General features: G+C 74.0%; 23 protein-coding genes. 10 read left to right on the top strand and 13 right to left on the bottom strand.

Going from position 1 to position 24,525, the window contains the following annotated elements:
• Nucleotides 1–89 precede the first annotated feature (89 nt).
• From ACFYWG_RS22020 to ACFYWG_RS22000, 5 genes are all read left to right on the top strand, one after another.
• Nucleotides 90–1,583: a Y4yA family PLP-dependent enzyme gene (locus ACFYWG_RS22020; RefSeq protein WP_389202996.1), complete on the top strand. Its 1,494-nt coding sequence runs from the start codon at nucleotides 90–92 to the stop codon at nucleotides 1,581–1,583.
• A complete protein-coding gene (locus ACFYWG_RS22015; RefSeq protein ID WP_389202994.1) occupies nucleotides 1,580–2,899 on the top strand; it encodes a pyridoxal-phosphate dependent enzyme in 1,320 nt (439 codons plus the stop codon). Before ACFYWG_RS22020 ends, ACFYWG_RS22015 begins: the two co-directional genes overlap by 4 nt.
• Before the next feature lie 2 nt (nucleotides 2,900–2,901).
• Nucleotides 2,902–4,098 carry an aminotransferase class V-fold PLP-dependent enzyme gene (locus ACFYWG_RS22010; protein ID WP_389202992.1) on the top strand — a complete coding sequence of 399 codons (1,197 nt, stop codon included), beginning with the start codon at nucleotides 2,902–2,904 and terminating at the stop codon, nucleotides 4,096–4,098.
• Nucleotides 4,099–4,189: 91 nt separating this feature from the next.
• Entirely contained in the window at nucleotides 4,190–4,954 is a 765-nt protein-coding gene (locus ACFYWG_RS22005; RefSeq protein ID WP_389202990.1) for a class I SAM-dependent methyltransferase, read from the top strand.
• Between the two features lie 194 nt (nucleotides 4,955–5,148).
• The gene (locus ACFYWG_RS22000) at nucleotides 5,149–5,448 is read left to right on the top strand and encodes a hypothetical protein (RefSeq protein WP_389202987.1); all 300 of its coding nucleotides are present in this window, start codon (nucleotides 5,149–5,151) and stop codon (nucleotides 5,446–5,448) included.
• A gap of 38 nt (nucleotides 5,449–5,486) precedes the next feature.
• Here ACFYWG_RS22000 and ACFYWG_RS21995 read toward each other — a convergent pair whose 3' ends face one another.
• From ACFYWG_RS21995 to ACFYWG_RS21970, 6 genes are all read right to left on the bottom strand, one after another.
• The gene (locus tag ACFYWG_RS21995; RefSeq protein WP_389202985.1) at nucleotides 5,487–6,140 is read right to left on the bottom strand and encodes an ABC transporter ATP-binding protein; all 654 of its coding nucleotides are present in this window, start codon (nucleotides 6,138–6,140) and stop codon (nucleotides 5,487–5,489) included.
• Nucleotides 6,133–7,062 (bottom strand): ABC transporter ATP-binding protein, encoded by a 930-nt coding sequence (locus ACFYWG_RS21990; RefSeq protein WP_385420747.1) that lies wholly within the window; start codon nucleotides 7,060–7,062, stop codon nucleotides 6,133–6,135. The genes ACFYWG_RS21995 and ACFYWG_RS21990 overlap by 8 nt, the downstream gene beginning before the upstream one ends.
• Nucleotides 7,063–7,175: 113 nt before the next feature.
• Entirely contained in the window at nucleotides 7,176–8,075 is a 900-nt protein-coding gene (locus ACFYWG_RS21985) for an ABC transporter permease (RefSeq protein WP_376333991.1), read from the bottom strand.
• Nucleotides 8,065–9,033 (bottom strand): ABC transporter permease, encoded by a 969-nt coding sequence (locus tag ACFYWG_RS21980; RefSeq protein WP_389203511.1) that lies wholly within the window; start codon nucleotides 9,031–9,033, stop codon nucleotides 8,065–8,067. Before ACFYWG_RS21980 ends, ACFYWG_RS21985 begins: the two co-directional genes overlap by 11 nt.
• A gap of 20 nt (nucleotides 9,034–9,053) precedes the next feature.
• Nucleotides 9,054–10,643, bottom strand: a complete 1,590-nt coding sequence (locus ACFYWG_RS21975) for an ABC transporter substrate-binding protein (RefSeq protein WP_389202982.1) — start codon at nucleotides 10,641–10,643, stop codon at nucleotides 9,054–9,056.
• Nucleotides 10,644–10,817: 174 nt separating this feature from the next.
• Nucleotides 10,818–11,258 (bottom strand): DUF6299 family protein, encoded by a 441-nt coding sequence (locus ACFYWG_RS21970; protein WP_389202980.1) that lies wholly within the window; start codon nucleotides 11,256–11,258, stop codon nucleotides 10,818–10,820.
• Nucleotides 11,259–11,504: 246 nt separating this feature from the next.
• Here ACFYWG_RS21970 and ACFYWG_RS21965 point away from each other — a divergent pair, with 246 nt between their 5' ends.
• Entirely contained in the window at nucleotides 11,505–11,699 is a 195-nt protein-coding gene (locus tag ACFYWG_RS21965; protein WP_376333996.1) for a DUF5999 family protein, read from the top strand.
• A 111-nt stretch (nucleotides 11,700–11,810) separates the two neighbouring features.
• On the opposite strand, the gene ACFYWG_RS21960 is transcribed toward ACFYWG_RS21965, so the two are convergent.
• Nucleotides 11,811–12,209 carry a RidA family protein gene (locus ACFYWG_RS21960; protein WP_383503750.1) on the bottom strand — a complete coding sequence of 133 codons (399 nt, stop codon included), beginning with the start codon at nucleotides 12,207–12,209 and terminating at the stop codon, nucleotides 11,811–11,813.
• Complete coding sequence (locus tag ACFYWG_RS21955) at nucleotides 12,206–13,336, bottom strand: acyl-CoA dehydrogenase family protein (protein WP_376334000.1); 1,131 nt, start codon at nucleotides 13,334–13,336, stop codon at nucleotides 12,206–12,208. The genes ACFYWG_RS21960 and ACFYWG_RS21955 overlap by 4 nt, the downstream gene beginning before the upstream one ends.
• A gap of 127 nt (nucleotides 13,337–13,463) precedes the next feature.
• On the opposite strand from ACFYWG_RS21955, the gene ACFYWG_RS21950 reads away from it, so the two are divergent.
• The 3 genes from ACFYWG_RS21950 to ACFYWG_RS21940 all read left to right on the top strand — a co-directional run bounded on the left by ACFYWG_RS21950 (nucleotide 13,464) and on the right by ACFYWG_RS21940 (nucleotide 16,572).
• A complete protein-coding gene (locus tag ACFYWG_RS21950; protein ID WP_385420698.1) occupies nucleotides 13,464–15,086 on the top strand; it encodes an AMP-binding protein in 1,623 nt (540 codons plus the stop codon).
• 15 nt (nucleotides 15,087–15,101) lie between these two features.
• Nucleotides 15,102–15,914, top strand: coding sequence for a PaaX family transcriptional regulator C-terminal domain-containing protein (locus ACFYWG_RS21945; RefSeq protein WP_383503747.1), 813 nt, complete (start codon nucleotides 15,102–15,104; stop codon nucleotides 15,912–15,914).
• Between the two features lie 88 nt (nucleotides 15,915–16,002).
• A complete protein-coding gene (locus ACFYWG_RS21940; protein ID WP_383503746.1) occupies nucleotides 16,003–16,572 on the top strand; it encodes a cysteine hydrolase family protein in 570 nt (189 codons plus the stop codon).
• Nucleotides 16,573–16,585: 13 nt separating this feature from the next.
• On the opposite strand, the gene ACFYWG_RS21935 is transcribed toward ACFYWG_RS21940, so the two are convergent.
• Nucleotides 16,586–18,856: a bifunctional salicylyl-CoA 5-hydroxylase/oxidoreductase gene (locus ACFYWG_RS21935; protein WP_389202976.1), complete on the bottom strand. Its 2,271-nt coding sequence runs from the start codon at nucleotides 18,854–18,856 to the stop codon at nucleotides 16,586–16,588.
• Nucleotides 18,853–19,680 carry an enoyl-CoA hydratase family protein gene (locus tag ACFYWG_RS21930; RefSeq protein ID WP_389202974.1) on the bottom strand — a complete coding sequence of 276 codons (828 nt, stop codon included), beginning with the start codon at nucleotides 19,678–19,680 and terminating at the stop codon, nucleotides 18,853–18,855. The genes ACFYWG_RS21935 and ACFYWG_RS21930 overlap by 4 nt, the downstream gene beginning before the upstream one ends.
• 310 nt (nucleotides 19,681–19,990) lie before the next feature.
• Here ACFYWG_RS21930 and ACFYWG_RS21925 point away from each other — a divergent pair, with 310 nt between their 5' ends.
• Nucleotides 19,991–20,458 carry an ATP-binding protein gene (locus ACFYWG_RS21925; RefSeq protein WP_376334009.1) on the top strand — a complete coding sequence of 156 codons (468 nt, stop codon included), beginning with the start codon at nucleotides 19,991–19,993 and terminating at the stop codon, nucleotides 20,456–20,458.
• On the opposite strand, the gene ACFYWG_RS21920 is transcribed toward ACFYWG_RS21925, so the two are convergent.
• The 3 genes from ACFYWG_RS21920 to ACFYWG_RS21910 all read right to left on the bottom strand — a co-directional run bounded on the left by ACFYWG_RS21920 (nucleotide 20,415) and on the right by ACFYWG_RS21910 (nucleotide 24,276).
• On the bottom strand, nucleotides 20,415–21,845 hold the full coding sequence (locus tag ACFYWG_RS21920; protein ID WP_383503744.1) for an amino acid permease: 1,431 nt from the start codon (nucleotides 21,843–21,845) through the stop codon (nucleotides 20,415–20,417). The two genes, ACFYWG_RS21925 and ACFYWG_RS21920, sit on opposite strands and share 44 nt — an antisense overlap.
• 103 nt (nucleotides 21,846–21,948) lie before the next feature.
• On the bottom strand, nucleotides 21,949–22,956 hold the full coding sequence (gene argF / locus ACFYWG_RS21915) for an ornithine carbamoyltransferase (RefSeq protein WP_385420692.1): 1,008 nt from the start codon (nucleotides 22,954–22,956) through the stop codon (nucleotides 21,949–21,951).
• Between the two features lie 96 nt (nucleotides 22,957–23,052).
• The gene (locus ACFYWG_RS21910; protein WP_376334015.1) at nucleotides 23,053–24,276 is read right to left on the bottom strand and encodes an arginine deiminase; all 1,224 of its coding nucleotides are present in this window, start codon (nucleotides 24,274–24,276) and stop codon (nucleotides 23,053–23,055) included.
• Nucleotides 24,277–24,525 lie beyond the last annotated feature (249 nt).

The following is a 24,525-nucleotide window of genomic DNA, read 5'->3' as shown; positions in this document are numbered from 1 at the left end:
GGGAATGGATAGGGGTCATACGGCGACACACGGGGAGTGTCCGACGTGCCCGGACATCGGGCCCAGCGGCTTCAGGGGAGGGAGCGCGCATGGACGGCCGGCCCTTGTACGTCGAACCACAGCCGGAGCCCTTGTACCTCGCACCACGGCTGGAGCCACGGCTCCGGTCGCTCGTGGCGGCGCACGGGACGCTGCACGCGCTCGCCGACGCCCTCGGCTCGCCCCTGCACGTCGTGGTGCCCGACCAGATCGCGGAGAACGTGGAGGGCTTCCGGTCCGTGTACCGGGCGCACCGGCTGCCCGGGCAGATCTTCTACGCCCACAAGGCGAGCCGGTCCAGCGCCCTGCTGCGGCGGCTCGCGGCGACGGACGCGGGCGTGGACGTCGCCTCGCTCGGCGAGCTGCAGCACGCCCTGGGGGCCGGGTTCGACGCACGGCGGATCACGGCCACCGGTCCCAAGAACCCCGAGTTCCTGTGGCTGGCGGCCCGCACGGGCGTCACCGTCAGCGCCGATTCCGCGGCGGAGCTGGAGCAGTTGGCCGCGCTGGTGCGCAAGCACGCGCTGCCTGCGGTGCCGGTGCTGCTGAGACTGTCGGGGTTCGAGGCGCCCGGGGTCCGGCTGCTGAGCCGGCGCAGCCGGTTCGGCACGCCCGTGCGGGGGCTGGAGGTGCTGCTGGAGGCGGTGGAACGGCACGGTGACGCGGTGGAGCCGGCCGGGGTGGCCTTCCATCTGGACACCACGAGCGTCGCGGAGAAGGCCGTCGCCCTGGAGGGGTGCCTGGCGGCGCTGGAGGCGTTCCGCAGCCGGGGGCTGCGGCCCCGCGCGGTCGACATCGGCGGCGGGTTCGGGGTGAGCTACCTCGCCGAGCGGGAGCAGTGGGACGCGTACACGACGGAGCTCACCGCGGCCGTCCTGGGCCGCCGGCCGCCGCTGACCTGGAGCGGTCACGGGTACGGGCTGCGCGCGGAGTCCGGCACCCTGCGCGGCGCGCTCGGGCTGTACCCGGCCTACCGGCCTGTGGCGGGCGCGGCCTACCTGGACGAACTGCTCGGCCGGCCCGCGGCGTCGCTGGGCGGCCGCCCGCTGGCGTCGCTGCTGCTGGAGCACCTGTACGACCTGCACACCGAGCCCGGCCGGGCGCTGCTGGACCAGTGCGGACTGACGCTGGCGCGCGTGCTGGAGGTGCGCGCCCCGGACGGCGGCGGGCCCCTGCTCGTACGGCTGGCCGCGAAGGCGGACGACGTCGCCCTGGAGGACCACGGCGTGCTGGTGGACCCGGTCGTCGTCCCCCGGGACGCCGGCGCGGCAGGTGAGGGGCCCGTCGCGGTCCATCTCTTCGGGAGCCTGTGCCTGGAGTCGGACCTGATCACCCGGCGTACGGTCTTCCTGCCGCGCCGCCCGGAGCCGGGCGACCTGCTGGCCTTCGCCAACACCGCCGGGTACGCGATGGACTTCCACGCCACCGGTGCCCAACTGCAGCCCGCGGCACGGAAGGTGGCCGCCTGGCAGGACGGCGACGCGTGGCGGTGGTGTCTCGACGAGCAGTTCTGGCCGATCACGCCCTCGGGGGGAGTCCAGTGAGGTACGACAGCATCACCGAGGCGATAGGCAACACCCCGCTGGTGCGGATCGACCCGGCCGTGCACGGGCTGCGCCACATCGACCTGTACGCCAAGCTGGAGATGCTCAACCCCTTCGGGTCGGTGAAGGACCGGGCCGCGTGGAGCATGGCGGAGCCGCTGCTGGCCGAGGCGGTCGAACGGGGCAGCCAGGTGGTCGAGTTGTCCAGCGGCAACACGGCGAAGGCGCTGGCGGTGATCGCGGGCATGCACGGCCTGGGCTTCCGGAGCGTCACCAACCGGATGCGGGTGCCGGAGATCAAGGACCTCCTGCTGCTGCTCGGGGCGGAGATCGAGGAACTGCCGGGGCAGAGCGAGTGCCTGGACCCGACCGCGACGGACGATCCGCTGACCCTGTTCCACCGGACCCTGTCGGCCTCCGGCGACTCGTACCTGCACACCGACCAGTACTTCAACCGGCGCAACACCGAGGCGCATCTGACCGGCACCGGCCCCGAGATCGTCAAGGACCTGGACGGCCGGGTCCCGGACTGGTTCGTCGCCTGCGTGGGCACGGCCGGCTCGTCCACGGGCGTCGCCCGGGCGCTGCGCGAGGAGGACCCGTCGGTGCGCGTGGTCGGCCTGGTCGCGGCCAAGTCCGACTTCATCCCCGGCATCCGCACCATCGACGAGGTGCAGGAGGTCGGCCTGTTCGACCCGGGGACGTACGACACGATGGAACCGGTGACGGCGGACGAGGCCATCGAGGGGATGCTCACGCTGAACCGCCGCTGCGGCATCCTGGGCGGGCCCACCGGCGGCGCGGCCTACTTCGGCGCCGTCCGCCATCTGCGCGCGCTGGACGAGGAGTCGGCCGGGCGGCGGACCGCGGTCTTCATCGTCTGCGACCGCGTCGAGAGCTACCTCGGCTACGTCAGGGAGCGCCGGCCCGATCTGCTGGGCCGGCCGGCCCGGAGGAACTCGGCGGCGGACCTGACCGAGGCCGAGGTCGCCGGGGCACCGACGGTCACCGTGGACGAGGCCCGGCGCTGGATCGACACCGGGGATCCACTCGTGGTCGACCTGCGCAGCCCCTTCGCCTACGCGGCGCTGCACATCGACGGGTCGGTCAACATCGTCGACGAGCTGCTCGCCGAACTCGCCCGCGGCGGGCTGCCGTTCAGCCGCAGCCGCCCGGTCCTGCTGGCCTGCCCGGTCGGCGAGCAGTCCGCCCGGTACGCGGCCCTGCTGACCCGCATGGGCCACCCGGACGTGCGCAGCCTGGCCGGCGGCATCATCGCCTGGCGGGACGCGGGCGCGCCCCTGGTGCGGGACTGACCATGACGGCACCCACCACCTGCGAGGACCTGCGCGCGTGGCAGCGGGAGCTGCGCGCACAGTTCCCCATCGTCACCGGGCACCCGGAGCTGGCGTACCTGGACAGCGCGGCCACCTCGCAGAAGCCGCGGGCCGTGCTGGACGCGGTGCAGGCGTATCTGACCACGTCGAACGCCAACGCCGCGCGCGGCACGTACACCTGGGCCAACCGGACGACGGATCTGGTGGAGCGCACCCGGGAGCGGGTCGCCCGGTTCCTCGGGGACGCCCGTGCCGAGCGGTCCGCCGTGCACTTCACCAGCGGCACGACCGAGGGGCTGCGCACGATCGCGCGGGACTGGCTGCCCGGTCTCCTGCGCGACGGCGACGAGATCGTCGTGCCCGGGGCCGACCACCGGGCCAACATCGAACCGTGGCTGGAGACCCGGCGGCAACTGGCGCGGGAGGGCGTGCGCATCCACGTGGTGGAGATGCCGTACCAGAGCGGCTCGTGGGACTACGACCACCGGGCGCTGGCCGAACGGGCGGGACCGCGCACCCGGTTCGTCGCGGCCACCCACGTGCACCACGTGTACGGCGGCGACATGAACGTGCACCGCATCCGCCGGGCGGTCGGCCCCGAGGCGGTGATCTGCCTGGACGCGGCTCAGGGCGTCGGCCATGTGCCGCTGTCCGTGGACGACCTGGACGTGGACTTCGTGGTGTTCTCCGGGCACAAGGCGCTGGCTCTGCCGGGCTCCGGAGCGGTGTGGGCGCGGCAGGAACGCGGGCCGCGGTTCACGCCCGGCGGATGGAGCGGCACGCCGAACACCGTGGGTGTCGCCTCCCTGGAGGCGGCCCTGGACTGGCTGGACGCGGCCGGGGTGGAGCGGGTCGAGCGCTGGACGGTCGACCTGGCCGCGCGGCTGACCGAGGGCCTGCGCGGTCTCGACGCCTACGAGGTGCTGGGCTGCCCGCTGAGTCTGGCCGCCGACTCGGCGGTGCAGCGGCGGCGGGGCATCGTGACCCTGCGGCACCGGGCCGTCGACTCGGGAGACCTGGGCTTCGTCCTGTTCAGCCACGGGTTCATGGTCCGCTCCGACCATCTCTGCCAGGGCGACGCCGGTGAGCGGACCGGTTCGGTCCGGGTGAGTCTGCACGTGTACAACACGGAGGAGGAGATCGACCGACTGCTGTCCGTTCTCGCCTCACTCGCGTGACGGCGCCACCAGTGCGTAATGGGAACCGTTTCCACCTGTAGTCTCGGGCGGGCAAAGGTCGGCTGCGAGACGGCTAGGTGGCGCGAGGCGGATGGGGCTGAGTCTGGCGACGGCGCAGCGGTGGGTGGACCGCTGGGAGCTGCAGCAGCAGCGGTACGCCGTCGACCGCGAGGAGCGGTTCACCGTGATCGCCGACGTGGTCGAGCACGTGACGGCGGGCCGTGCGGCACGGCCGCTGGTCGTGGATTTGGGCTGCGGCCCGGGCTCGCTGGCGGCCCGGCTGGTCCGGCGGCTGCCGGAGGCGGAGGTGGTGGCCGTGGACCGCGATCCGCTGCTGCTGGAACTGGGCCGCACCCACCACCCGGACGCGGCCCGGTACGTGGACGCGGAGATCGGCGCGCCCGGCTGGCTGGGGGCCCTGGAGCTGGACCGGCCCTTGGACGCGGCCGTCTCCACCACGGCTCTGCACTACCTCGACCGGGACACCCTGTCCGCCGTGTACCGGCAGCTCGCCGCGGTGCTGCGGCCCGGGGGCGTCCTGGTCAACGGCGACCACCTGCCCCTGGGCGAGGGGGGTCCGGCCTCGATCGCCGCGCACGTCGGGCGGTGCCGGGCCGTCCGGCAGCGGGCGTTCGCGCAGGAGGACTGGCACTCCTGGTGGGCCGCCGCGGCCCGCGACCCGGAGCTGACGGACCTCCTGGCCGACCGCGCCCGCCGCGAGGGCGCCGCCGCCACCGGGCGTCCCGCGGGGCTCTCCCTGCCCGCCCACCTGGATCTGCTCCGGCGGGCCGGCTTCGGCACGGCGGGCCCGGTCTGGCAGTACGGCGACAGCTGCGTGATCGTGGCGGTCCGCTGAACGGGCCACCCGCCCGGCACGACCCGCGGACGATCGCGAAGGTTGCTCCCGGTCCGGTCACCCGTCCGCGTTCCCGCCGAATGGTGCACGGCGGCCCGCCGCCGGGACAATCGGTACAGAAGCCGCTAAAGGTCGATGTCGCCACCAGCCCCGCGTCCGCCGGGCGGCCCGGCACACAGGCAAGGAGCCCCGCCATGACCACCGCCGAGCACCTCACCCACCAGGACCACGCCCACACCCACGGCGACGACTGCGGTCACCTCGCCTTCCCCCACGGCGACCACACCGACTACGCCCACGACGGCCACATCCACCGGATGCACGAGGGTCACGCCGACGAGTGCGGCGCCGGCGCCCACGCGGTGCACCACAACCACGACCACCAGCACGGCGACCACTGCGGCCACCAGGCCGTACGGCACGGCGACCACACCGACTACGTGCACGACGGCCACCGGCACGCCGCCCACGAGGGTCACTGGGACGACCACTGACCCTGCGCCCCCCGGACGGGGAGCGTGAGCGGCGCCGCTCAGCTCAGGTCGGCCCAGTGGACCGTGCGGTCGCACCAGCGCCGCAGCAGGGTGCGGTCGTGGCCCACGGCCAGCAGGGCGGCGCCGGTCGCGGCCCGGTAGTCCTCGACGGCGGCGACCAGTGCGGCGGCCGTGGAGGCGTCGAGCATCGCCGTCATCTCGTCGCAGACCAGCAGGCGCGGGCGCAGGGCCAGCGCCCGTGCCAGGCAGGCCCGTTGCAGCTGGCCGTCGCTCACCTCGTGCGGCCTGCGGGTCAGCAGATCGGCGGTGAGGCCGACGGCCGGGGCCAGTTCGGCGACCCGCCGCGCCGCCTGCCCGCCCCGGCCGGTCGCGCGCAGCGGCTCGGCGATCAGGTCGGCCAGCGGCAGCCGCGGGTCGGCGGAGAGCCTGGCCTGCTGGAAGACGACCCCGAAGGCGGTGCGCAGCTCGCGCGGGGCGCGGTGGCGCCAGTGCCGTACGGGCACGCCGTCGAGCAGGAGGGTGCCGGAGTCGGGACGGTGCAGCAGCGCCGCGACCCGGGCGAGGGTGGACTTGCCGCAGCCGCTCGGCCCGAGCAGGCCGACGGACTCCCCCGCCGCCACGGTCAGGGAGACACCGCGGACCACGGGGGCGTGCCGGTCGTATCCGGCGGTGACGGTACGCAGTTCAAGCACGGGCGTCCTCCGGCACGTACGGGTGGTGGCAGGCGACCGTGCCGGTCGGCGCGGCGCCCGTGACGCAGGTGCCGGTGGCCCGGTCGCAGCGGGCGGCGAAGGCGCATCCGGCAGGGAGGTCGCCGAGCTCGGGCGGCATGCCGGGGATCGGGGTGAAGGCCCGCTCGGGCAGGGCCTGGAGGAGGCCGCGGCTGTAGGGGTGGCGGGGGCCGGGCGATCCGAAGAAGTCGCGGGCGCCGGCCAGTTCGACGATGCGGCCCGCGTACATGACGGCGACCCGGTCGGCGATGCGCTCGGCGGCGGACAGGTCGTGCGTGATCATCAGCAGGGCGCGTCCGCGGCCGTCGGTCCCGGCGGGGTCGTCGACGTGCCGGCGCAGTTCGTCGACCGTGCGGTCCACGAGGTCGCGGTCGAGTCCGGTGGTGGGTTCGTCGGCGAGCAGCAGGGGCGCGCCGCCCACCAGGGCGAGGGCGGTGGCGGCCCGTTGGGCCAGGCCGCCGGAGAGCTGGTGGGGGTGGCGGTCGAGGTGGTCGGCGGGGAAGGCGGCCCGTTCGGCGGCGGCCTCGGCCGCGGCGCGCAGGGCGGACCGGCCCCGGGTGGCGGTCAGGGCGGCGACCGTCTCCTCCAGCTGGGAACGGACGGTGCGCACGGGGGTGAGGTGGGCGGCCGGGCTCTGCGGGACCAGGCCGATGAGGCGGCCCCGGACGGTCCGGGCCAGGACGCGCTCGCCGGCCGTGAGCAGGTCGAGGTCGCCGAGCAGGGCCGATCCGGCGGTCTGCGCGTTGCCGGGGAGCAGCCCGAGCAGGGCGGAGGCCAGCACGGACTTGCCGCAGCCGCTCTCCCCGACGAGGGCGAGGCACTCCCCCGGCGCCACGTCGAAGCGGGCATCGGTCACGGCGGCGACCCGGCGCCCACCCGGCATCAGGAACCGCACGGACAGCCCGCGCACGGACAGCACGGGCGCCCGCCCGGCCTCGGCGTTCCGCCCGGCGGCGGCCGTCTCGGCGGGGCCGGTCCCGGAGTCGGTCTCGGTGCTCACAGCATCAGCTCCGATCGGTGACGGGGGTTGATCCGCTCCCGCCAGGCCCCGGCGAGGCCGGCGACGGCGAGGGTCGGGACGATGAGGAACAGGCCCGGGAAGAGGGTCGGCCACCACTGGCCGGCGAGCAGGGAGCCGCGGGCGGTCTGGACGAGGGTGCCGAGGCTCGCGGTGTGCGTCGGCAGACCGAGCCCGAGGAACGACAGGGCCGATTCGTGCCACATGGCGTGCGGCACCATCAGCACGGCGGCGAGGGCGGCCTGCGGGAGCACCGCCGGCAGCAGGTGCCGTACGGTCACCCGCCACCGCGACGCCCCGCCCGAGACGGCCGCGTCGACGTACGGCCGGGACCGCAGGGACAGCACCTCGGCGCGGACGATGCGTGCCGTGGACAGCCAGTGGGTCAGGGCCACGGAGATCACCACCGGCCAGACCCCCGGCCGGAACATGGCGACGATGAAGATGCCGAGCAGCAGGTGCGGCACGGACGAGAACGTGTCGACCAGCCGCATGAGCGCGCGGTCGGCCCAGCCGCCCAGCGCCCCGGCGGCGGCGCCGACGGCCGTGCCGACCACGGTCGCCGTCAGGGCCGCCGCCACTCCGACGAGCAGGGAGACGCGCAGCCCGTACACGCAGCGCAGCAGCAGGTCCCGGCCGACGTCGTCGGTGCCGAAGGGGTGGGCCCAGGAGGGCGGTTGGAGCTTGGCGGCCAGGTCGACGGCCTGCTGGTCGAGCTGGACCAGCGGCGGGACGAGCAGCACGGCCGCGACGGTCAGGCCCACCAGTGCGGCGGAGGTGCGCACGCGCAGGGCGCGGGTGGAGCGGCGCCGCGGACCGTGCGACCGCCACGCGGTCTCCTCCGGGGCGCCGGCGGGCGCGGGTGCGTCACATGTCACGGAGTTTCACCCTCGGGTCGGACAGTCCGTACAGCAGGTCGGCGAGCAGGTTCCCGGCGAGGACGGCGGCGGTGGCCAGGGTCGTCAGGGCGGCGAGCAGCGGGAAGTCGACGGCGGTGGCCGCCTCGACGGTGGCCGCGGCGATGCCCGGCCAGCTGAAGACGCTCTCCACGAGCAGGGCGCCGGTGATGAGTTCGGGCACGCGGGAGCCGATGAGCGTGAGCACCGGCAGCAGCCCGGAGCGCAGGGCGTGGCCGAGCAGGACGGTGCGCTCGCTCAGGCCCCGGGCGCGGGCGCCGCGCACGGGGTCCTCGGCCAGGGCGTCCCCGACGCCCTGGCGCACGTACAGCGTGAACCAGGGCAGCTGGGACACCGCCAGCACCCCGGCGGGCAGGACGAGATGGCTCGCGACCTGCCCGAACGTGACCTGTTCGCTGCCGGTGTCGGTCAGTCCGCCGGCCGGCAGGACGTCCCACTGGAGGGCGAACAGCCAGACGGCCAGCAGGGCGATCCAGAAGACCGGGGCCGCCTCCAGGGTGTAGGCGAGGGAGGTGACGGCGCGGTCGACCGCCGAGCCGGGGCGGCGGGCGGCGAGCACGCCGAGGACCGTGCCGGCGAGCACGGCGACGGCGAACGCGGCCGCGCACAGCAGCGCGGACCACACCAGCCGTTCGCCGATGACCTGGGTGACGGGCTGGCGCATGACGGTGGAGTGGCCGAGGTCGCCGCCGAGGGCGGAGGTCAGCCAGTGCCACCAGCGGGCGGCGAACGGCTCGTCCACCCCGAGGTTCTCGCGCAGCCGCTCCAGGGTCCGCCGGTCGGCGCCGAGCGCGGCGGTCCCGGCGTAGGCCTTGACGGGGTCGAACGGGGAGGCGGCGGCGATGGCGAACACGCCGAAGGTGACGACGAGCAGGACGGGGCCGGCGAACAGGGCCCGCCGCCCCGTCAGCCGCGCCATCGCGGCCCAGGGCAGGCGGGTCACCGTGCGGGCTGCCAGTCCTCGATGTTCCACCAGGGGCCGCTGGCGAAGCCGTGCTCGTGCGGCTCCAGCTGGGTGCTCAGCCCGTCCCAGCGGTCGGCCAGCACGTAGAGGTGGTCGATGTGGGTGAGGAAGGTGTAGCCGGGGTCCCGCACCAGGGCGCGCTGGAGCTTGTCGTACGCGCTCTTGCGCTCGGCCGGGTCCTGGCTGCGGCGGCCGTCGTCGAGGGCGCGGTCCACGGCCGGGTTGTCGTAGCGGGCCATGTTGTTGAAGCCGTCGCCGGCGAGGGAGGAGTGCAGCAGGGTGTAGAGGCCGAAATCGGGGTCGCCGATGCTGCCGAAGCCCGCAAGGACGGCGGTGTCCTTCATGCGCGGTTCGATGACCTCCCAGGTGGCGCTCTCGGCCTTCACCTCGATGCCGGCCTCCTTGGCGTCGGAGGCGTAGGCGAGGGCGTGGTCCTGGCGGACCTTGTCGCCGGAGGGGTAGAGCAGGGTGAAGGAGGCGCGCTGCCCGTCCTTGGCGCGGACGCCGTCCTTGCCGGGCTTCCAGCCGGCCGCGTCGAGGATGCCGCGGGCCTTGTCCAGGTCGCGGGGGCGCTCGATGGCGGGGGTGAAGGCGGGGTCGTCGACGGGCAGCGGCCCGTAGGCCGGGCGGCCCGCGCCGTCGAGGATCTTGTCGACCATGGCCTCGCGGTCGACGGCGGCGTCCAGGGCCTGCCGGATCGCGCGGTCGCCGGTGACCTCGTTCGCGGTGGGGAGGGTGACGGCGCGGAAGTCGTAGGACCGGGCCTCGTGGGTGCGCTTGCCGTCGTCGTCCTCGAAGGTGGCGGCGAGGTTGGGCGGCAGGACGGCGCCGTCGAGGTCGCCGGAGCGCAGCCGGGTGGCGCGCACGTTGTCGTCGCCGATGACGGCCATGGTGATCGAGGTGACCTTCGGCTTGCCGCCCCAGTAGCGGGGGTTGGCCTTGAAGGTGAGCTTCTCGCCCTTGCTCCACGTGCCGAGGACGTAGGGGCCGGTGCCGACCGGCCTGCTGTTGAAGGAGCCGGTGTTCGGGTCCTGCCCGCCCACGATGTGCTCGGGGACGACGGGCAGGACGGTACGGGCGGCAAAGGGCGCGTAGGGGTATTTCAGGGTGAAGACGACCTTGTCGTCGCCGTCGGCCCGGACCTCCTTCACGGCGTCCAGTTCGCTCTTGAAGGTGTTGTTGGTCTTCGGGTCCAGCGCCGTCCGGTACGTGTGGACGACGTCGGCGGAGGTGAGCGGCTCGCCGTCGCTGAACTCGACGCCCTCGCGCAGGGTGTAGGTGTACGTACGGCCGCCGTCGGTGATCTCGGGCAGGGCCGCGGCGAGGGCGGGCTTCAGCTTCATCTCGGCGTCGCGGGCCAGGAGCCCGTCGAAGATCTTGGAGTTGCCGTCCTTGCCGTAGCCGAGCAGCGGGTTGAGGGTGTCGGGCTCGGTGGCCACGCCGATGACGACCGACGCCGCGGATCCGGCGCCGTCGGTCGCGCCGCCCCCGGGAGCGGAGCAGGCGGTGACCGCCGCGGCCAGCGCCGCCGTTGCGGCGGCTCCTCGTATCCGACGGGTCGACATGTGACCTCACACCCTTGTTGCTTCCATATGGCTGTTGCACAGACCTCGCAATTAAACCGTCAACGAGGGCCGCGGCGCACCACCCCCCTGGGGAAGCCGCTGGTCCAGGACGCGCGACGGACCGGCGGCGGCCGCGTGTGCGGCTCGCGCGCCGGTCCGCCGGTGTCCCGCCGCTCAGCCCTGGATCAGGGTCACCGCCTGGGCCGAGGTGGCGTGGGCGCTGGGCAGCGGCAGGCCGCCGAGGAGGCGCAGCTCCATCAGCGTGGCGTCGACCCGGGCCGCGCCGGGCAGGAGGGAGCCGGGCATGGGACGGCCCGTGTTCACCCAGCGGTGCTCGGCGCCGTCGCACACGGCCCGGGTGCCGCCGATGCCGTGGCGGGTGGTGGACACGCCCTGGCTCACGGAGGAGCTGACGAAGACCGGGCCGCTGGAGCTCGCGCAGCGGTAGGTGCCGGTCAGGGTGACCGTGCCGTCGGCGGCGATCCGGCCGACGGCGTCGACGGTGACGCTGTCCGCCACGGCGGCGGTGGACGCGGTGGCGGGGGCCGCGCCCGCGCCGGTCAGCAGGAGCAGCGCGGCACCGGCCGCCGCGCCGAGAAGGGAACGTGGACGCATGGGGGAAACCTCCCGAATGAGGTGAATTGTCCGAACCTCACTGGTACCGGCCCTCCGGGCCGGGGTCCGTGACCCTCACCCCTTCGGTGGCGAGTCCGCACCGGCCGTCGTGGAACGGTCGCGGCGATGTCCTGGACTCGTCACGCTTGCCGCCACGCCGTTCCGCCGCGGTCGAGACGGGAGGATCGTCTGTCCGTAAGAGGTATGGGAATGCTTCACACGGCCCTATCGACGTGGAGGTGCGCCATGTGTGCCCACCGGACCCAGTGCCCCGCGACCGGCTCCTCCGCCGCGCACGTCGTCGCCGCCCACCCCGAGCAGGGGTGGAGCCTGCTGTGCGACGGCGCGATCGTCTTCGACGACACCGGCGAACTCCTGCCGGACGGCCGGGTGGTGGAGCCCCACCGGGTCACCGCGCAGGGCCTGACCGTCGCGGCCTGACGCGCGGGCGCCGGGAGTCGACCGGACGGCGGCCGGCCGGGCGGGACGCGGCGGCCGGGGCGGAACGGGACTGCCGGAACAGGACGCCGCTGCCGGAACTGGACGCGGCCGCTAGGGCAGGACGGCGAAGCCGTCCAGTTCCACCAGGGCCTCCGCGTCCCACAGGCGGACGACCTGGACGACCGCCATCGCCGGGTAGTCCCGGCCGGCCGCCTCGCGCCAGATCTCCCCGAGCCGGGGCGCGTGGGCGCGGTAGTCCTCGACGTCGGTGGTGTAGACGGTGACCCGGGCGAGGTCGGACGGGGAGCCGCCCGCGGCCGCCAGCGCCGCCAGCAGGTTGGCGAGGGCCCGCGCGAACTGCTCCGGCAGGGTCGCGCCGACCACCTTGCCGTCACCGTCGAGCGCGGTCTGGCCGGCCAGGAACACCACGCGCGAGCCGGAGGCCACCACGGCGTGGGAGAAACCGGCCGGCGGGGCCAGGTGGGGCGGGTTGACGCGGTCGGTGGTCACCGGCGGTCCTCCTGGTCGGCGTACAACTCCTTGGCGATGATGCCCCGTTGCACCTCGCTGGCCCCTTCGTAGATGCGCGGGGCGCGCACCTCGCGGTAGAGGTGTTCGAGCAGGTGGCCGCGTTGCAGCGCCCGGGCGCCGTGCAGTTGGACGGCCGCGTCGACGACGTACTGGGCGGTCTCGGTGGCGAGCAGCTTCGCCATGGCCGAACGCCGGATCACCCCGGGGTCGCCGGCGTCGTACGCGGTGGCCGCCGCGTGGACCATCAGCCGGGCGGCCTCCGTGCGCAGGGCCATCTCGGCGACCTGGTGGGAGACGGCCTGCAGGTCGCGCAGGGTGCCGCCGAAGGCGTCCCGAGCCGCGGTGTGGGCCACGGTGGCGTCGAGGGCCGCCTGGGCCATGCCGACCGCGAAGGCCCCGACACTGGGCCGGAAGAGGGTGAGGGTGCCCATGGCGACCCGGAAACCCGCGCCCACCTCGCCGAGCACGTCGTCTCCGGTGACCGGGACGGCGTCGAAGTCGAGCGCGCCGATGGGGTGCGGGGAGAGCATGTCCAGTCCGCGGCCGGTCAGCCCCGGGCGGTCGGCGGGCACCAGGAAGGCCGTGACGCCGCGGGCCCCGGTGTCGGGGCCGGTACGAGCGAAGACCGTGTAGAAGTCGGCCTCGGGGGCGTTGGAGATCCAGCACTTCTCGCCGGTCAGACGCCAGCGGGCGGGGCCGTCGGGGACGGCGCCGAGCGCGAGGGCGGCGGCGTCCGACCCGGCCCCCGGCTCGCTCAGCGCGAAGGCCGCGATCGTGGTGCCGTCGGCCACGCCGGGCAGCCAGCGCTCCCGCTGCCCCGGGGTGCCGTGCAGGTGGACGGGGTGGGCGCCGAGGCCCTGGAGGGCCAGGGCCGTCTCGGCCTCCGTGCAGCCGTGGGCGAGGGACTCGCGCATCAGGCACAGGTCGAGGGCGCCGGAGGTGAACAGCCGGCCGAGCAGTCCCGCCCGGCCGAGTTCGGCGACCAGGGCGCGGTTCACCCGGCCCGGCTCGCCCTTCTCGGCGTACGGGCGCAGCCGCTCCGCGGCGAGGGCACGCAGCTCGGCGCACCAGGCGAGTTGTGCCGGTTCGAGCGAGAATGCGGTCATCGCCGGTCCCTTCTCCGCCACCCTGCGTTCCGGCCGGGCCACTCCGAGGCTATCGCGAACCGTTGACTGTCGTCACCAACACGATACGCTCCAGGAGCGAGCCACCCACGCCAAGGGGGCGAACCGTATGGATGCACGGCGCACCGCCCACGTCGACACCTTCGCGCGCGACCATCTGCCACCCCCGGACCAGTGGCCCAAGCTGCTCTTCGACCTGCCGGAGCTGCACTACCCCGACCGGCTCAACTGCGCCGCCGAGCTGCTGAGCGGCCCGCCCGACGACCGCCCGGCGTTCCTCACCCCGGCGGGCGAGCGGTGGACCTACGGCGAGCTGCGGGCCCGGGTCGACCACGTCGCCCATCTGCTCACCGGCGAGCTCGGTGTCGTCCCCGGCAACCGCGTGCTGCTGCGCGGCCCCACCACGCCCTGGCTCGCCGCCTGCTGGCTGGCGGTGCTGAAGGCGGGGGCCGTGGCGGTCACGGTGCTCGCGCAGCAGCGGCCGCACGAGCTGGGCACCCTGTGCGCGATCGCCCGGGTCAGGCACGCGCTGTGCGACATCCGGGCCGTCGACGACCTCGCCAAGGCCGAAGTCCCGGAGCTGCGCATCACGACCTGGGGCGGGGACGGCCCCGACGACCTCTTCGCCCGCCCCGCGCCGGGCACCCCCTACGAGCCCGCCGGCACGGCGGCCGACGACGTGGCGCTGATCGCCTTCACCTCCGGGACCACCGGCCGCCCCAAGGGCTGCATGCACTTCCACCGGGACGTGCTGGCGATCGCCGACACCTTCTCGCGGCACGTCCTGCGGCCGGGCCCCGACGACGTCTTCACCGGCAGCCCCCCGCTGGGCTTCACCTTCGGCCTCGGCGGCCTGGTGGTCTTCCCGCTGCGGGCCGGGGCGAGCGCGCTGCTGCTGGAGCAGGCCGGGCCCAAGCAGCTGCTGCCGGCGATCGCCCGGCACCGGGTGTCGGTGCTGTTCACGGCCCCGACGGCCTACCGGGCCATGCTCGACGACCTGGACGGCCACGACGTGTCGTCCCTGCGCCGCTGCGTCTCGGCCGGCGAGAACCTGCCCGCGGCCACCTGGCGGGCCTGGCAGGAGCGGACGGGCCTGCGCATCATCAACGGCATCGGCGCCACCGAACTGCTGCACATCTTCATCTCCGCCGCCGACGACCGCATCCGGCCCGGCACCACCGGGACGGCCGTCCCGGGCTGGCAGGCGCGCGTGCAGGACCCGGACGGCAACCCGGTCCCCGACGGGGAGCCCGGACTGCTCGCCGTGCGCGGTCCGGTCGGCTGCCGCTACCTGGCCGACCCGCGGCAGCGGGAGTACGTCCGCGGCGGCTGGAACATCACCGGCGACACCTACGTCCGCGAGCCCGACGGCTGGTTCCGCTACGTCGCCCGCGCCGACGACATGATCATCTCGGCCGGGTACAACATCGCGGGCCCCGAGGTGGAGGAGGCGCTGCTGCGCCACCCGGACGTCGTCGAGGCGGCCGTCGTGGGGCGCCCGGACGAGGCGCGCGGGCACGTCGTCGTGGCGTTCGCCGTCCTGAAGGAGGGCGCCGCCCGGGACGCCGAGGCGCTGCGCGCCTTCGTCAAGAGCGAACTGGCGCCCTACAAGTGCCCGCGCGAGATCGTCTTCCTCGACGCCCTGCCGCGCACCGCCACGGGCAAGCTCCAGCGCTTCCGGCTGCGTACGGCGGGCAGCGGGGGCAGCACGGCGGACGAGGACCGGCACTGACCCGTACGACCTAAGATGATCAACGTGTCCGACCAGCATGCCCCACGGTCTCTCATCGTCACGCTCTACGGCGCGTACGGGCGCTTCGCGCCGGGCCCCGTGCCCGTCGCCGAACTGATCCGGCTCCTGGCCGCGGTCGGCGTGGACGCCCCCTCGGTGCGCTCCTCGGTGTCGCGGCTGAAGAGACGCGGCCTGCTGGTGCCGGCCCGCACCGCGCAGGGCGCCGCCGGGTACGCCCTGTCGCCGGACGCCCGCCAGCTGCTCGACGACGGCGACCGGCGCGTCTACGCGACCGCCCCGCCCGAGGACGAGGGCTGGGTGCTCGCGGTGTTCTCGGTGCCGGAGTCGGAGCGGCAGAAGCGGCACGTGCTGCGCTCCCGGCTGGCCGGCCTCGGCTTCGGCACGGCGGCCCCGGGCGTGTGGATCGCGCCCGCGCGGCTGTACGAGGAGACCCGGCACACCCTGGAGCGGCTGCGGCTCGACGCGTACGTCGACTTCTTCCGCGGCGACCACCTGGGCTTCGCGCCGACCGCGGAGGCCGTGGCCCGCTGGTGGGACCTGGCCGCCATCGCCAAGGAGCACGAGGCGTTCCTCGACCGCCACGAACGCGTGCTGCGCGCGTGGGAGAAGCGCGACGACACCCCCGAGGAGGAGGCCTACCGCGACTACCTCCTCGCCCTGGACTCCTGGCGGCACCTGCCCTACACCGACCCGGGCCTGCCCTCGGCGCTGCTGCCCGGGGACTGGCCGGGGGTCCGCTCGGCGGAGGTCTTCCGGGGGCTGCACGAGCGGCTGCGGGACGCGGGGGCCGGTTTCGTGGGGCTGTGACCTGCCCGTACGGTGTCGTTAGTCTCCCCTGACCCCCGGGTACCCGGCGCGTCCCCGCATCCCACGCCGCACACCGGGAGACACGGCCATGGAAGAACAGTCGGGCCCCAAGCGGCCGGCGTTGATCGTGGTCGACATGATCAACACGTACGACCACGAGGACGCGGAACTGCTGCTGCCCTCCGTCGAGAAGGTCGTGCCGGTCATCGCGGAGCTGATCGGCCGGGCCCGGGAGGCCGACGCGCCGGTCATCTACGCCAACGACAACTTCGGGCGGTGGCGCTCGCACCACGGGGAGCTGGTCGACACCGCGCTCGCGCGGCCGCACGCGGACCTGATCGAGCCGATCCGGCCCGACGACGAGTCGCTCTTCGTGATGAAGGCCCGCCACTCCGTCTTCTACGAGACGCCCCTGGGCTACCTGCTGTGGAGCCTGGGGGTCGGCCATGTGGTGCTGACCGGCCAGGTGACCGAGCAGTGCGTGCTGTACTCCGCCCTGGACGCGCACATCCGGCACCTGGAGGTCACGGTGCCCAAGGATGCCGTCGCCTCCATCCATCCGCATCTGGCCTCCGCCGCCCTGGAGATGATGGAGCTCAACATGGGCGCCCGGATCACCACGGCCGAGGAGACCGACTTCGGCGAGGGCGCCTCCTAGGGGCCGGGACGCTCTACAGGCTCAGGCGGGGCTTCGGCGCGTCCGTGCGTCCCGTCCGCGGGGGGCGGCTGCCCGCGCGGTAGGGGGCGGGCCACACCGCTCCCCCGCCCGTGTAGCCCTGTTCGGCCGCGGCGTGCAGGGTCCAGTTCGGGTCGTACAGGTGGGGGCGGGCCAGGGCGCACAGGTCGGTGCGGCCCGCCAGGACGAGGGAGTTGACGTCGTCCCAGGAGGAGATCGCGCCGACGGCGATGACGGGGACGCCGGTGGCGTGGCGGATCCGGTCGGCGAACGGCGTCTGGTAGGAGCGGCCGAACTCGGGCCGCTCGTCGGCCACCACCTGCCCCGTGGACACGTCGATGGCGTCCGCGCCGTGCGCGGCGAAGGCCCGGGCGATCTCGACGGACTCCTCGGCCGTGGTGCCGCCCTCCGCCCAGTCGGTGGCGGAGATGCGCACCGTCATGGGTCGCTCCCCCGGCCACACCGCGCGCACGGCGTCGAAGACCTCCAGCGGGAAGCGCAGCCGCTTCTCCGGGGAGCCGCCGTAGGCGTCGGTGCGGCGGTTGGTCAGCGGGGAGAGGAAACCGGAGAGCAGGTAGCCGTGCGCGCAGTGCAGTTCGAGCAGGTCGAACCCGGCCCGGGCGGCCCGGCAGGCGGCGGCCGCGAACTGCTCGCGGAGGTCGGTCAGCTGGGCCCGCGACAGCTCGCGCGGTGTGGGTCCGCCCGGCTTGTAGGGCAGCGCGGAGGCGGCCACGAGCGGCCAGTTGCCCTCGTCCAGCGGCTCGTCCATGCCCTCCCACATCAGCTTCGTGGAGCCCTTGCGGCCGCTGTGCCCGAGCTGCACGCCGATCGCGGTGCCCGGCGCCTGTTCGTGCACGAAGTCCGTGACGCGCTTCCAGGCCTCGGCCTGCCGGCCCGTGTACAGCCCCGCGCAGCCGGGCGTGATCCGGCCCTCCGCGCTGACGCACACCATCTCCGTCATCACCAGCCCGGCCCCGCCCAGCGCCCGGGCGCCCAGGTGGACCAGGTGGAAGTCGCCGGGGACGCCGTCGGTCGCCGAGTACATGTCCATCGGGGAGACGACGACCCGGTTGCGCAGGGTCAGGCCGCGCAGCCGGAACGGGGTGAACATCGGGGGCGTGCCGGGCGGGCAGCCGAACTCGCGCTCCACCGCCTCCGTGAACCGGGCGTCCCGCAGGCGCAGGTTGTCGTGGGTGACGCGGCGGCTGCGGGTGAGCAGGTTGAAGGCGAACTGGCGGGGCGGCTGGCCCAGGTAGAGGGCGAGGTTCTCGAACCACTCCAGGCTGGCCCGGGCGGCGCGCTGCGTGGAGGCCACGACGGGGCGCCGCTCCGCCTCGTAGGCCGCCAGGGCCTCGGGCACGGTGGGGTGCTCGCTCAGGCAGGCCGCCAGGGCGAGGGCGTCCTCGACGGCGAGCTTGGTGCCGGAGCCGATGGAGAAGTGGGCGGTGTGGGCGGCGTCGCCGAGGAGCACGACGTTGCCGTGCGACCAGCGGTCGTTGACCACCGTGCGGAACGTGGTCCACGTCGAGTTGCCGGACCGCAGGGGACGGCCGTGCAGGGCGTCGGCGAAGATCTTGGCGCAGCGTTCGACGGACTCGCTCTCGCCGAGTTCGTCGAGGCCGGCGGCGTGCCAGACCTCCTCGCGCATCTCGACGATCACCGTCGAGGCGTGCGGGGAGTAGGGGTAGCCGTGCAGCTGCATCACGCCGTGCTCGGTCTCGGCGATCTCGAAGCGGAAGGAGTCGAAGGCGAAGTCGGCGGCGAGCCAGATGTAGCGGCAGCGGTGCGGGGTGACGCGGGGGCGGAAGACGTCCGCGTGCCGCTCGCGGGTGGTGCTGTGGACGCCGTCGGCCGCGATGACCAGGTCGTGGGTCCGCGCGAGGTCCGGCGGGGCCTCGGCGCGGAAGCGCAGGTCGACGCCGAGGTCGCGGCAGCGGGCGTGCAGGATCTCCAGCAGGCGCTGCCGGCCGAGTGCGGCGAACCCGTGGCCGCCGGAGGTGTGCCGGGTGCCGCGGTGGGCGATGTCGATGTCGTCCCAGCGGACGAAGTCCTGCTGGAGGGCTTCGTAGACCTCCGGGTCGGCGTGCTCGATGCCGCCGAGGGTCTCGTCGGAGAGGACCACGCCGAAGCCGAAGGTGGTGTCCGGGGGGTTGCGTTCCCAGACGGTGATCTCGCGGGCGGGGTCCAGGCGCTTGAGGAGGGCGGCGGCGTAGAGGCCGCCGGGGCCGCCGCCGATGACCGCGACGCGCCGGGCCCGGCCGGTCATCGTCCGCTCCACTTGGGAGGGCGCTTCTCCGTGAAGGCCGCGTGGAACTCGGCGTAGTCCGCGCCGTGCATGAGCAGTGCCTGGGTGGAGGCGTCCAGTTCGACCGACGCGGCCAGGGGCATGTCCAGCTCCGCCGTCAGCAGGGCCTTGGTCTGGGCGTACGCCAGGGCCGGGCCCTGTGCCAGGCGCTGGGCGAGCTGCCCGGCCGCCTCGTCGGCCCGGCCCTCCTGCGTCAGTTCGCTGATCAGGCCGATGCGCTCCGCCTCGGTGGCGCGGACCGGGTCGCCGAGCATGAGCAGGCGGGTGGCCTGGCCCAGACCGACGACGCGGGGCAGCAGGTAGGCCGCGCCCATGTCGCCGCCGGACAGCCCGACCCGGGTGAAGAGGAAGGCGAAGCGGGCGGTGGGGTCGGCGATCCGGAAGTCGCAGGCCAGGGCCAGGACCGCGCCGGCGCCGGCCGCCACTCCGTGCAGGGCGGCGATCACCGGGAACGGGCACTCGCGGATCGCCCGGACGACCTGGCCGGTCATCCGGTTGAAGTCCAGCAGCTCGGCGGTGTCCATGGCCAGGGTGGCGCCGATGATCTCGTCGACGTCGCCGCCGGAGCAGAAGCCGCGGCCCTCACCGGACAGCACCAGCGCCCGTACGGACCGCTCCCGGGACAGCTCGGCGAGCAGGTCGCGCAGGTCGGCGTAGGCGCCGAAGGTGAGCGCGTTGAGTTTCTCGGGGCGGGCCAGGGTGACGGTGGCGACGCCGTCGGAGACCTCGACGCGCAGATGCTCCCAGCGCGGGGTGCGGGCGGCGGAGCCGGTGAAGGGACTCATGACGTGCGGCCTCCTCGGGCGGGCACTGCCTCACTGAGCTCTACCCCACGAAGCTATCACTCATTCGTGACCGTCGTCATGAGTGCGCGATACGCCGTGCGGGTAGACACCCGGTGAGGGGCCCGGAGGTGACCTGGGCCGGTTACATCCGTCACAGATCGTCCACACCGGCGTAACGGCGGGAGCGACGGTGCGCAAGCACGCGTTCACCTGGGTAAGCCGTCCGGCGAGGGGGCGACGGTGCCTCCCGCGGTGCCCCTCGGACGTCTCCGGAAAGCGGCGCCGTACCATTCATCAGGTTGAAAGCAGGATGTCCTGCTCCATGAACGGACCCGCCTTGTACGAACTCCCCTCAGCCCCCGCCTCCTGGCGCGTCGCGCTGCCGCACACCGCCGCCGCGGTGCCCGTGGCCCGTGCCCTGGTCCGCACGGCGCTGGCCGAGCTGGAGCACGGGGCGGACTGCGACACCGCGGAGCTGCTCACGGCCGAGCTGGTGGCGAACGCCGTGGAGCACACCACCGGCGAGAAGCCGATAGAGCTGGTCGTGGAGCTGATGCCGTCGGGCTGCCGGGTCGAGGTGCACGACACCGACCCGGCCCCGCCCGGCGATCTCACCCGCCCGGCCGGCGGGCCGCCCGACCCCTGGCAGGAGCACGGGCGCGGACTGCTCCTCATCCGCGCCCTCAGCTCCTCCTGCGGGCACCGGCCGACCGAGTCGGGCAAGGCGGTCTGGTTCAGACTGCCTGCGGTACCCGCTCCTCGGCGTCCGCCGCGGTGACGCGGGCGAGCCGGGAGTTCCGGCGCCCGTAGAGCAGGTACAGGGCGGCCCCGACCGCCAGGAACACCGCGAACTGGATCCAGGTCGTCACGCCCGTCTCGTACATCAGATACAGGCAGAAGCCGACACCGAGCAGCGGGGTGACCGGGTACAGCGGCACCCGGAAGGTGCGGGCGAGGTCCGGCTCGCGGCGGCGCAGGGCGAGCACCGCGATGTTGACGGCGGCCATGACGGCGAGCGTGCCGATGGTGCAGAGGTTCACGACGGCGTCCAGCGGCGCGAAGGCGGCCGGCACGGCGAAGACGACCGCCACGATCAGCGTGCCGGCGACCGGCGTGGAGGTCCGCGGCGAGACCTTCTCGAACACGCGCGGGACGAGTCCGTCGCGGGACATGGACAGCAGGATCCGCGTCTGTCCGTACATCACGGCGAGCACCACCGAGGCGATGGCGACGACCGCTCCGAAGGCGATCACCCCGCCGCCGACGGTGGAGCCGGTCACCTGGTCGACGACGTAGGAGAGGGCGGCGGGACGGCCGCCGACCGCGTCGCCCCCGATGGCGCCGATCGCGACGAGGGCGACCGCGCAGTACAGCAGCGTCACCAGGCCGATGCACACGAGGATCGCCACGGGGATGTCCCGGCGCGGGTTCTTCGCCTCCTCACCGGCCGTGGTGATCGCGTCGAAGCCGATGTAGGAGAAGAAGGCGGCGGTGGTGCCCGCGCCGATGCCGGCCAGGCCCTCCGGGGAGAACGGCGTGAGGTTGCCGTCCTCGAAGGCGGTCATGCCGATCGCGACGAAGGCCACGAGCACGGCCAGCTTCAGCACGGCCATCGCGGCCGTGGCCCGGGCGCTCTCGCGCACCCCGCGGACCAGCAGCACGGCGGCCATGGCGATGACGAGGACGGCCGGCAGGTTCACGGCCCCGCCCTCGGCCGGCCCCGCCGACAACGCGGCGGGCAGCTGCACCCCGAGGAGGCTGTCGAGCAGCTCGTTGACGTACTGGCTCCAGCCGACCGCCACCGCGGACACCGACACGCCGTACTCCAGCAGCAGGCACCAGCCGACGAGGAAGGCCGTGCCCTCGCCGAGCCCGGCGTAGGCGAAGGAGTACGAGGAGCCGGACACCGGGATCGCGCCGCCCAGTTCGGCGAAGGCGAACGCGGTGAAGACGCACGTGATCGCGGCCAGGACGAAGGAGACGACGACGGCCGGACCGGCCTGGGCGACGGAGTCGGAAAGGCCGACGAAGATGCCGGTGCCGACGATGGCACCGACGCCGAAGCAGACGAGCTGGAAGAGGCCCATCGTGCGCTTGAGGCCGTGGCCTTCGCGGTCGGCGCCGGATTCGGCCACCAGCAGATGGGGCGACTTGTAGCGGGGCATGCGGGTGGTGCTCGTTTCTGGTGGTGCGGAGTGCGACGGGTGCGTCGCGCGGGCGGCCCCGGAGGAGGGGTGGTTCCGGGCCGCCGGTCAGCATAGGGCCTGTTCAGGCCAGCGTTGCCACCATGACCGCCTTGATGGTGTGCATCCGGTTCTCCGCCTCGTCGAAGACGACCGAGTGGGCCGACTCGAAGACCTCGTCGGTGACCTCCAGGTAGTCCAGGCCGTGCGCGGCGTGGACGTCCCGGCCGACCTGGGTGCCCAGGTCGTGGAAGGCGGGCAGGCAGTGCAGGAACTTCACGTCCGGGTTGCCGGTGGCGCGCAGCACGTCCATGGTCACGGCGTAGGGCGCCAGGGCGGCGATGCGCTCGGCCCAGACCTCCTTCGGCTCGCCCATGGAGACCCAGACGTCCGTGGCGACGAAGTCGGCGCCGCGCACGCCCTCGTCGACGGTCTCGGTGAGCGTCAGGCGCGCCCCGCTGACCTCGGCGAGCTCCCGGGCCCGGTCGACGACCTCCTCGGCGGGCCAGTAGGCCTTGGGCGCGACCAGGCGGACGTCCATGCCGAGCAGCGCGCCGGTGACGAGGTAGGAGTTGCCCATGTTGAAGCGGGCGTCGCCCAGGTAGGCGAAGGAGATCCCGGTGAGCGGCTTGGCGCAGTGCTCGGTCATGGTCAGCACGTCGGCGAGCATCTGGGTGGGGTGCCAGTCGTCGGTGAGCCCGTTGTAGACGGGCACCCCGGCGTGTGCGGCCAGCTCCTCCACCTTCTGCTGGCTGTCGCCCCGGTACTCGATCGCGTCGTACATCCGGCCCAGCACGCGCGCGGTGTCCTTGACCGACTCCTTGTGCCCGATCTGGGAGCCGGCGGGGTCGAGGTAGGTGGTGGAGGCGCCCTGGTCGGCGGCCGCGACCTCGAACGCGCAGCGGGTGCGCGTGGAGGTCTTCTCGAAGATCAGGGCGATGTTCCGGCCCCGCAGGTGCCGGGTCTCCTCCCCGGCCCTCTTGGCGGCCTTGAGCTCCGCGGCCAGCTCGACCAGGGCACGGAACTCCTCCCCCGTGAAGTCCAGCTCCTTGAGGAAGTGGCGGCCGGCGAGGGCGGTCGGGACAGTCGCCATGGGGGCGCTCCAGGGATGCGGGGACACGGACGATTGAAATAGTATACGTGTGTCAGCATGTCTATACGGAGACGGTCCTGGAGCACCCCGCCGCGGCTACACCGGATCGCGCTCCACCGGGCAGCTCATGCAGCGCGGCCCGCCCCTGCCCCGTCCCAGTTCGCTGCCCGGGATCTCTATCACCTCGATGCCCTGCTTGCGCAGGTGCGTGTTGGTGGTGGCGTTGCGCTCGTAGGCGACGACGACCCCCGGTTCGACCGCCAGCACGTTGCAGCCGTCGTCCCACTGCTCCCGTTCGGCCGCGTGGACGTCCTGGGTGGCGGTGAGCACCCGGATCTCGCTCAGGCCCAGCGCGGCGGCGATGGCCCGGTGCATGTGCTCCGGCGGGTGGTCGGTCACCTTCAGCTCCTTCTCCCCGACGCCCGGCTCGATGGTGTACGAGCGGAGCATGCCCAGGCCCGCGTACTGGGTGAAGGTGTCGCCGTCGACCATGGTCATCACGGTGTCGAGATGCATGAACGCCCGCCGCTTCGGCATGTCGAGCGCCACGATCGTCTCGGCGGAACCCGCGGCGAACAGCTTGTGCGCGAGCATCTCGACGGCCTGCGGAGTGGTGCGCTCGCTCATGCCGATGAGGACGGCCCCGTTGCCGATGACGAGCACGTCCCCGCCCTCGATGGTGGACGGGTAGTCGCTCTGCCCCTCCGACCACACGCGGAAGGACTCGTCGCGGAAGAGCGGGTGGTGCCGGTAGATCGCCTCGAAGTGCACGGTCTCGCGCTGCCGGGCGGGCCAGCGCATGGCGTTGATGGACACGCCGTCGTAGATCCAGGCGGAGGTGTCGCGGGTGAACAGGTGGTTGGGCAGCGGGCCGATGAGGAAGTCGTCCAGTTCCATGACGTGGAAGCGCACGGACGTCGGCTCCGGGTGCGCGTCCAGGAACTCGCGCTTGGTCATGCCGCCGACCAGGATCTCGGCCAGCTCCCGGCCGGGCAGGGCCGCGAAGGCGGCTCTGAGGTGGTCGGTGGCCAGCGGGCCGTACTCCTTCTCGTCGAAGACCCGGTCCAGGACGAGGGTCCGGGCCGCCGGGACCTCGAGCGTCTCGGCCAGCAGGTCACCGAAGAGGTGCACCTCGACACCGCGGTCGCGCAGCACGTCGGCGAAACCGTCGTGCTCGGCGCGCGCCCGGCGCACCCACAGCACGTCGTCGAAGAGCAGCGAGGTCTTGTTGCTGGGGGTGAGCCTTTTGAGTTCCAGGTCGGGCCGGTGCAGGATGACGCGGCGCAGCCGCCCGGACTCGGAGTGGACGTGGTATGCCATGCCTCCATCCTGACCACGGAAGGCCGCATTGACGCGCTCCTCGCGCGTTTCCGTTCCCGGTTGTTCGCTTCCGCGCGCGCAAGGGGACGGCGGCGCCCGCGCGCCGCGCCCCCCCCCCCCCCCCCCCCCCGCCACCCCCCCCCCCCCCCCCCCCCCCCCCCCCGCCCCCCGCCCCCGGCCCCCCCCGCGGCCCCCCCCCCCCCCCCCCCCCCCCCCCCCCCCCCCCCCCCCCCGCGCCCCCCCCCCCGC

The organism is Streptomyces sp. NPDC003456 (genome assembly GCF_042878735.1).
Taxonomy (GTDB): domain Bacteria; phylum Actinomycetota; class Actinomycetes; order Streptomycetales; family Streptomycetaceae; genus Streptomyces.
Note: the sequence above shows the minus strand (reverse complement) of the source record. Positions and strands in the feature narration are given on the sequence as shown.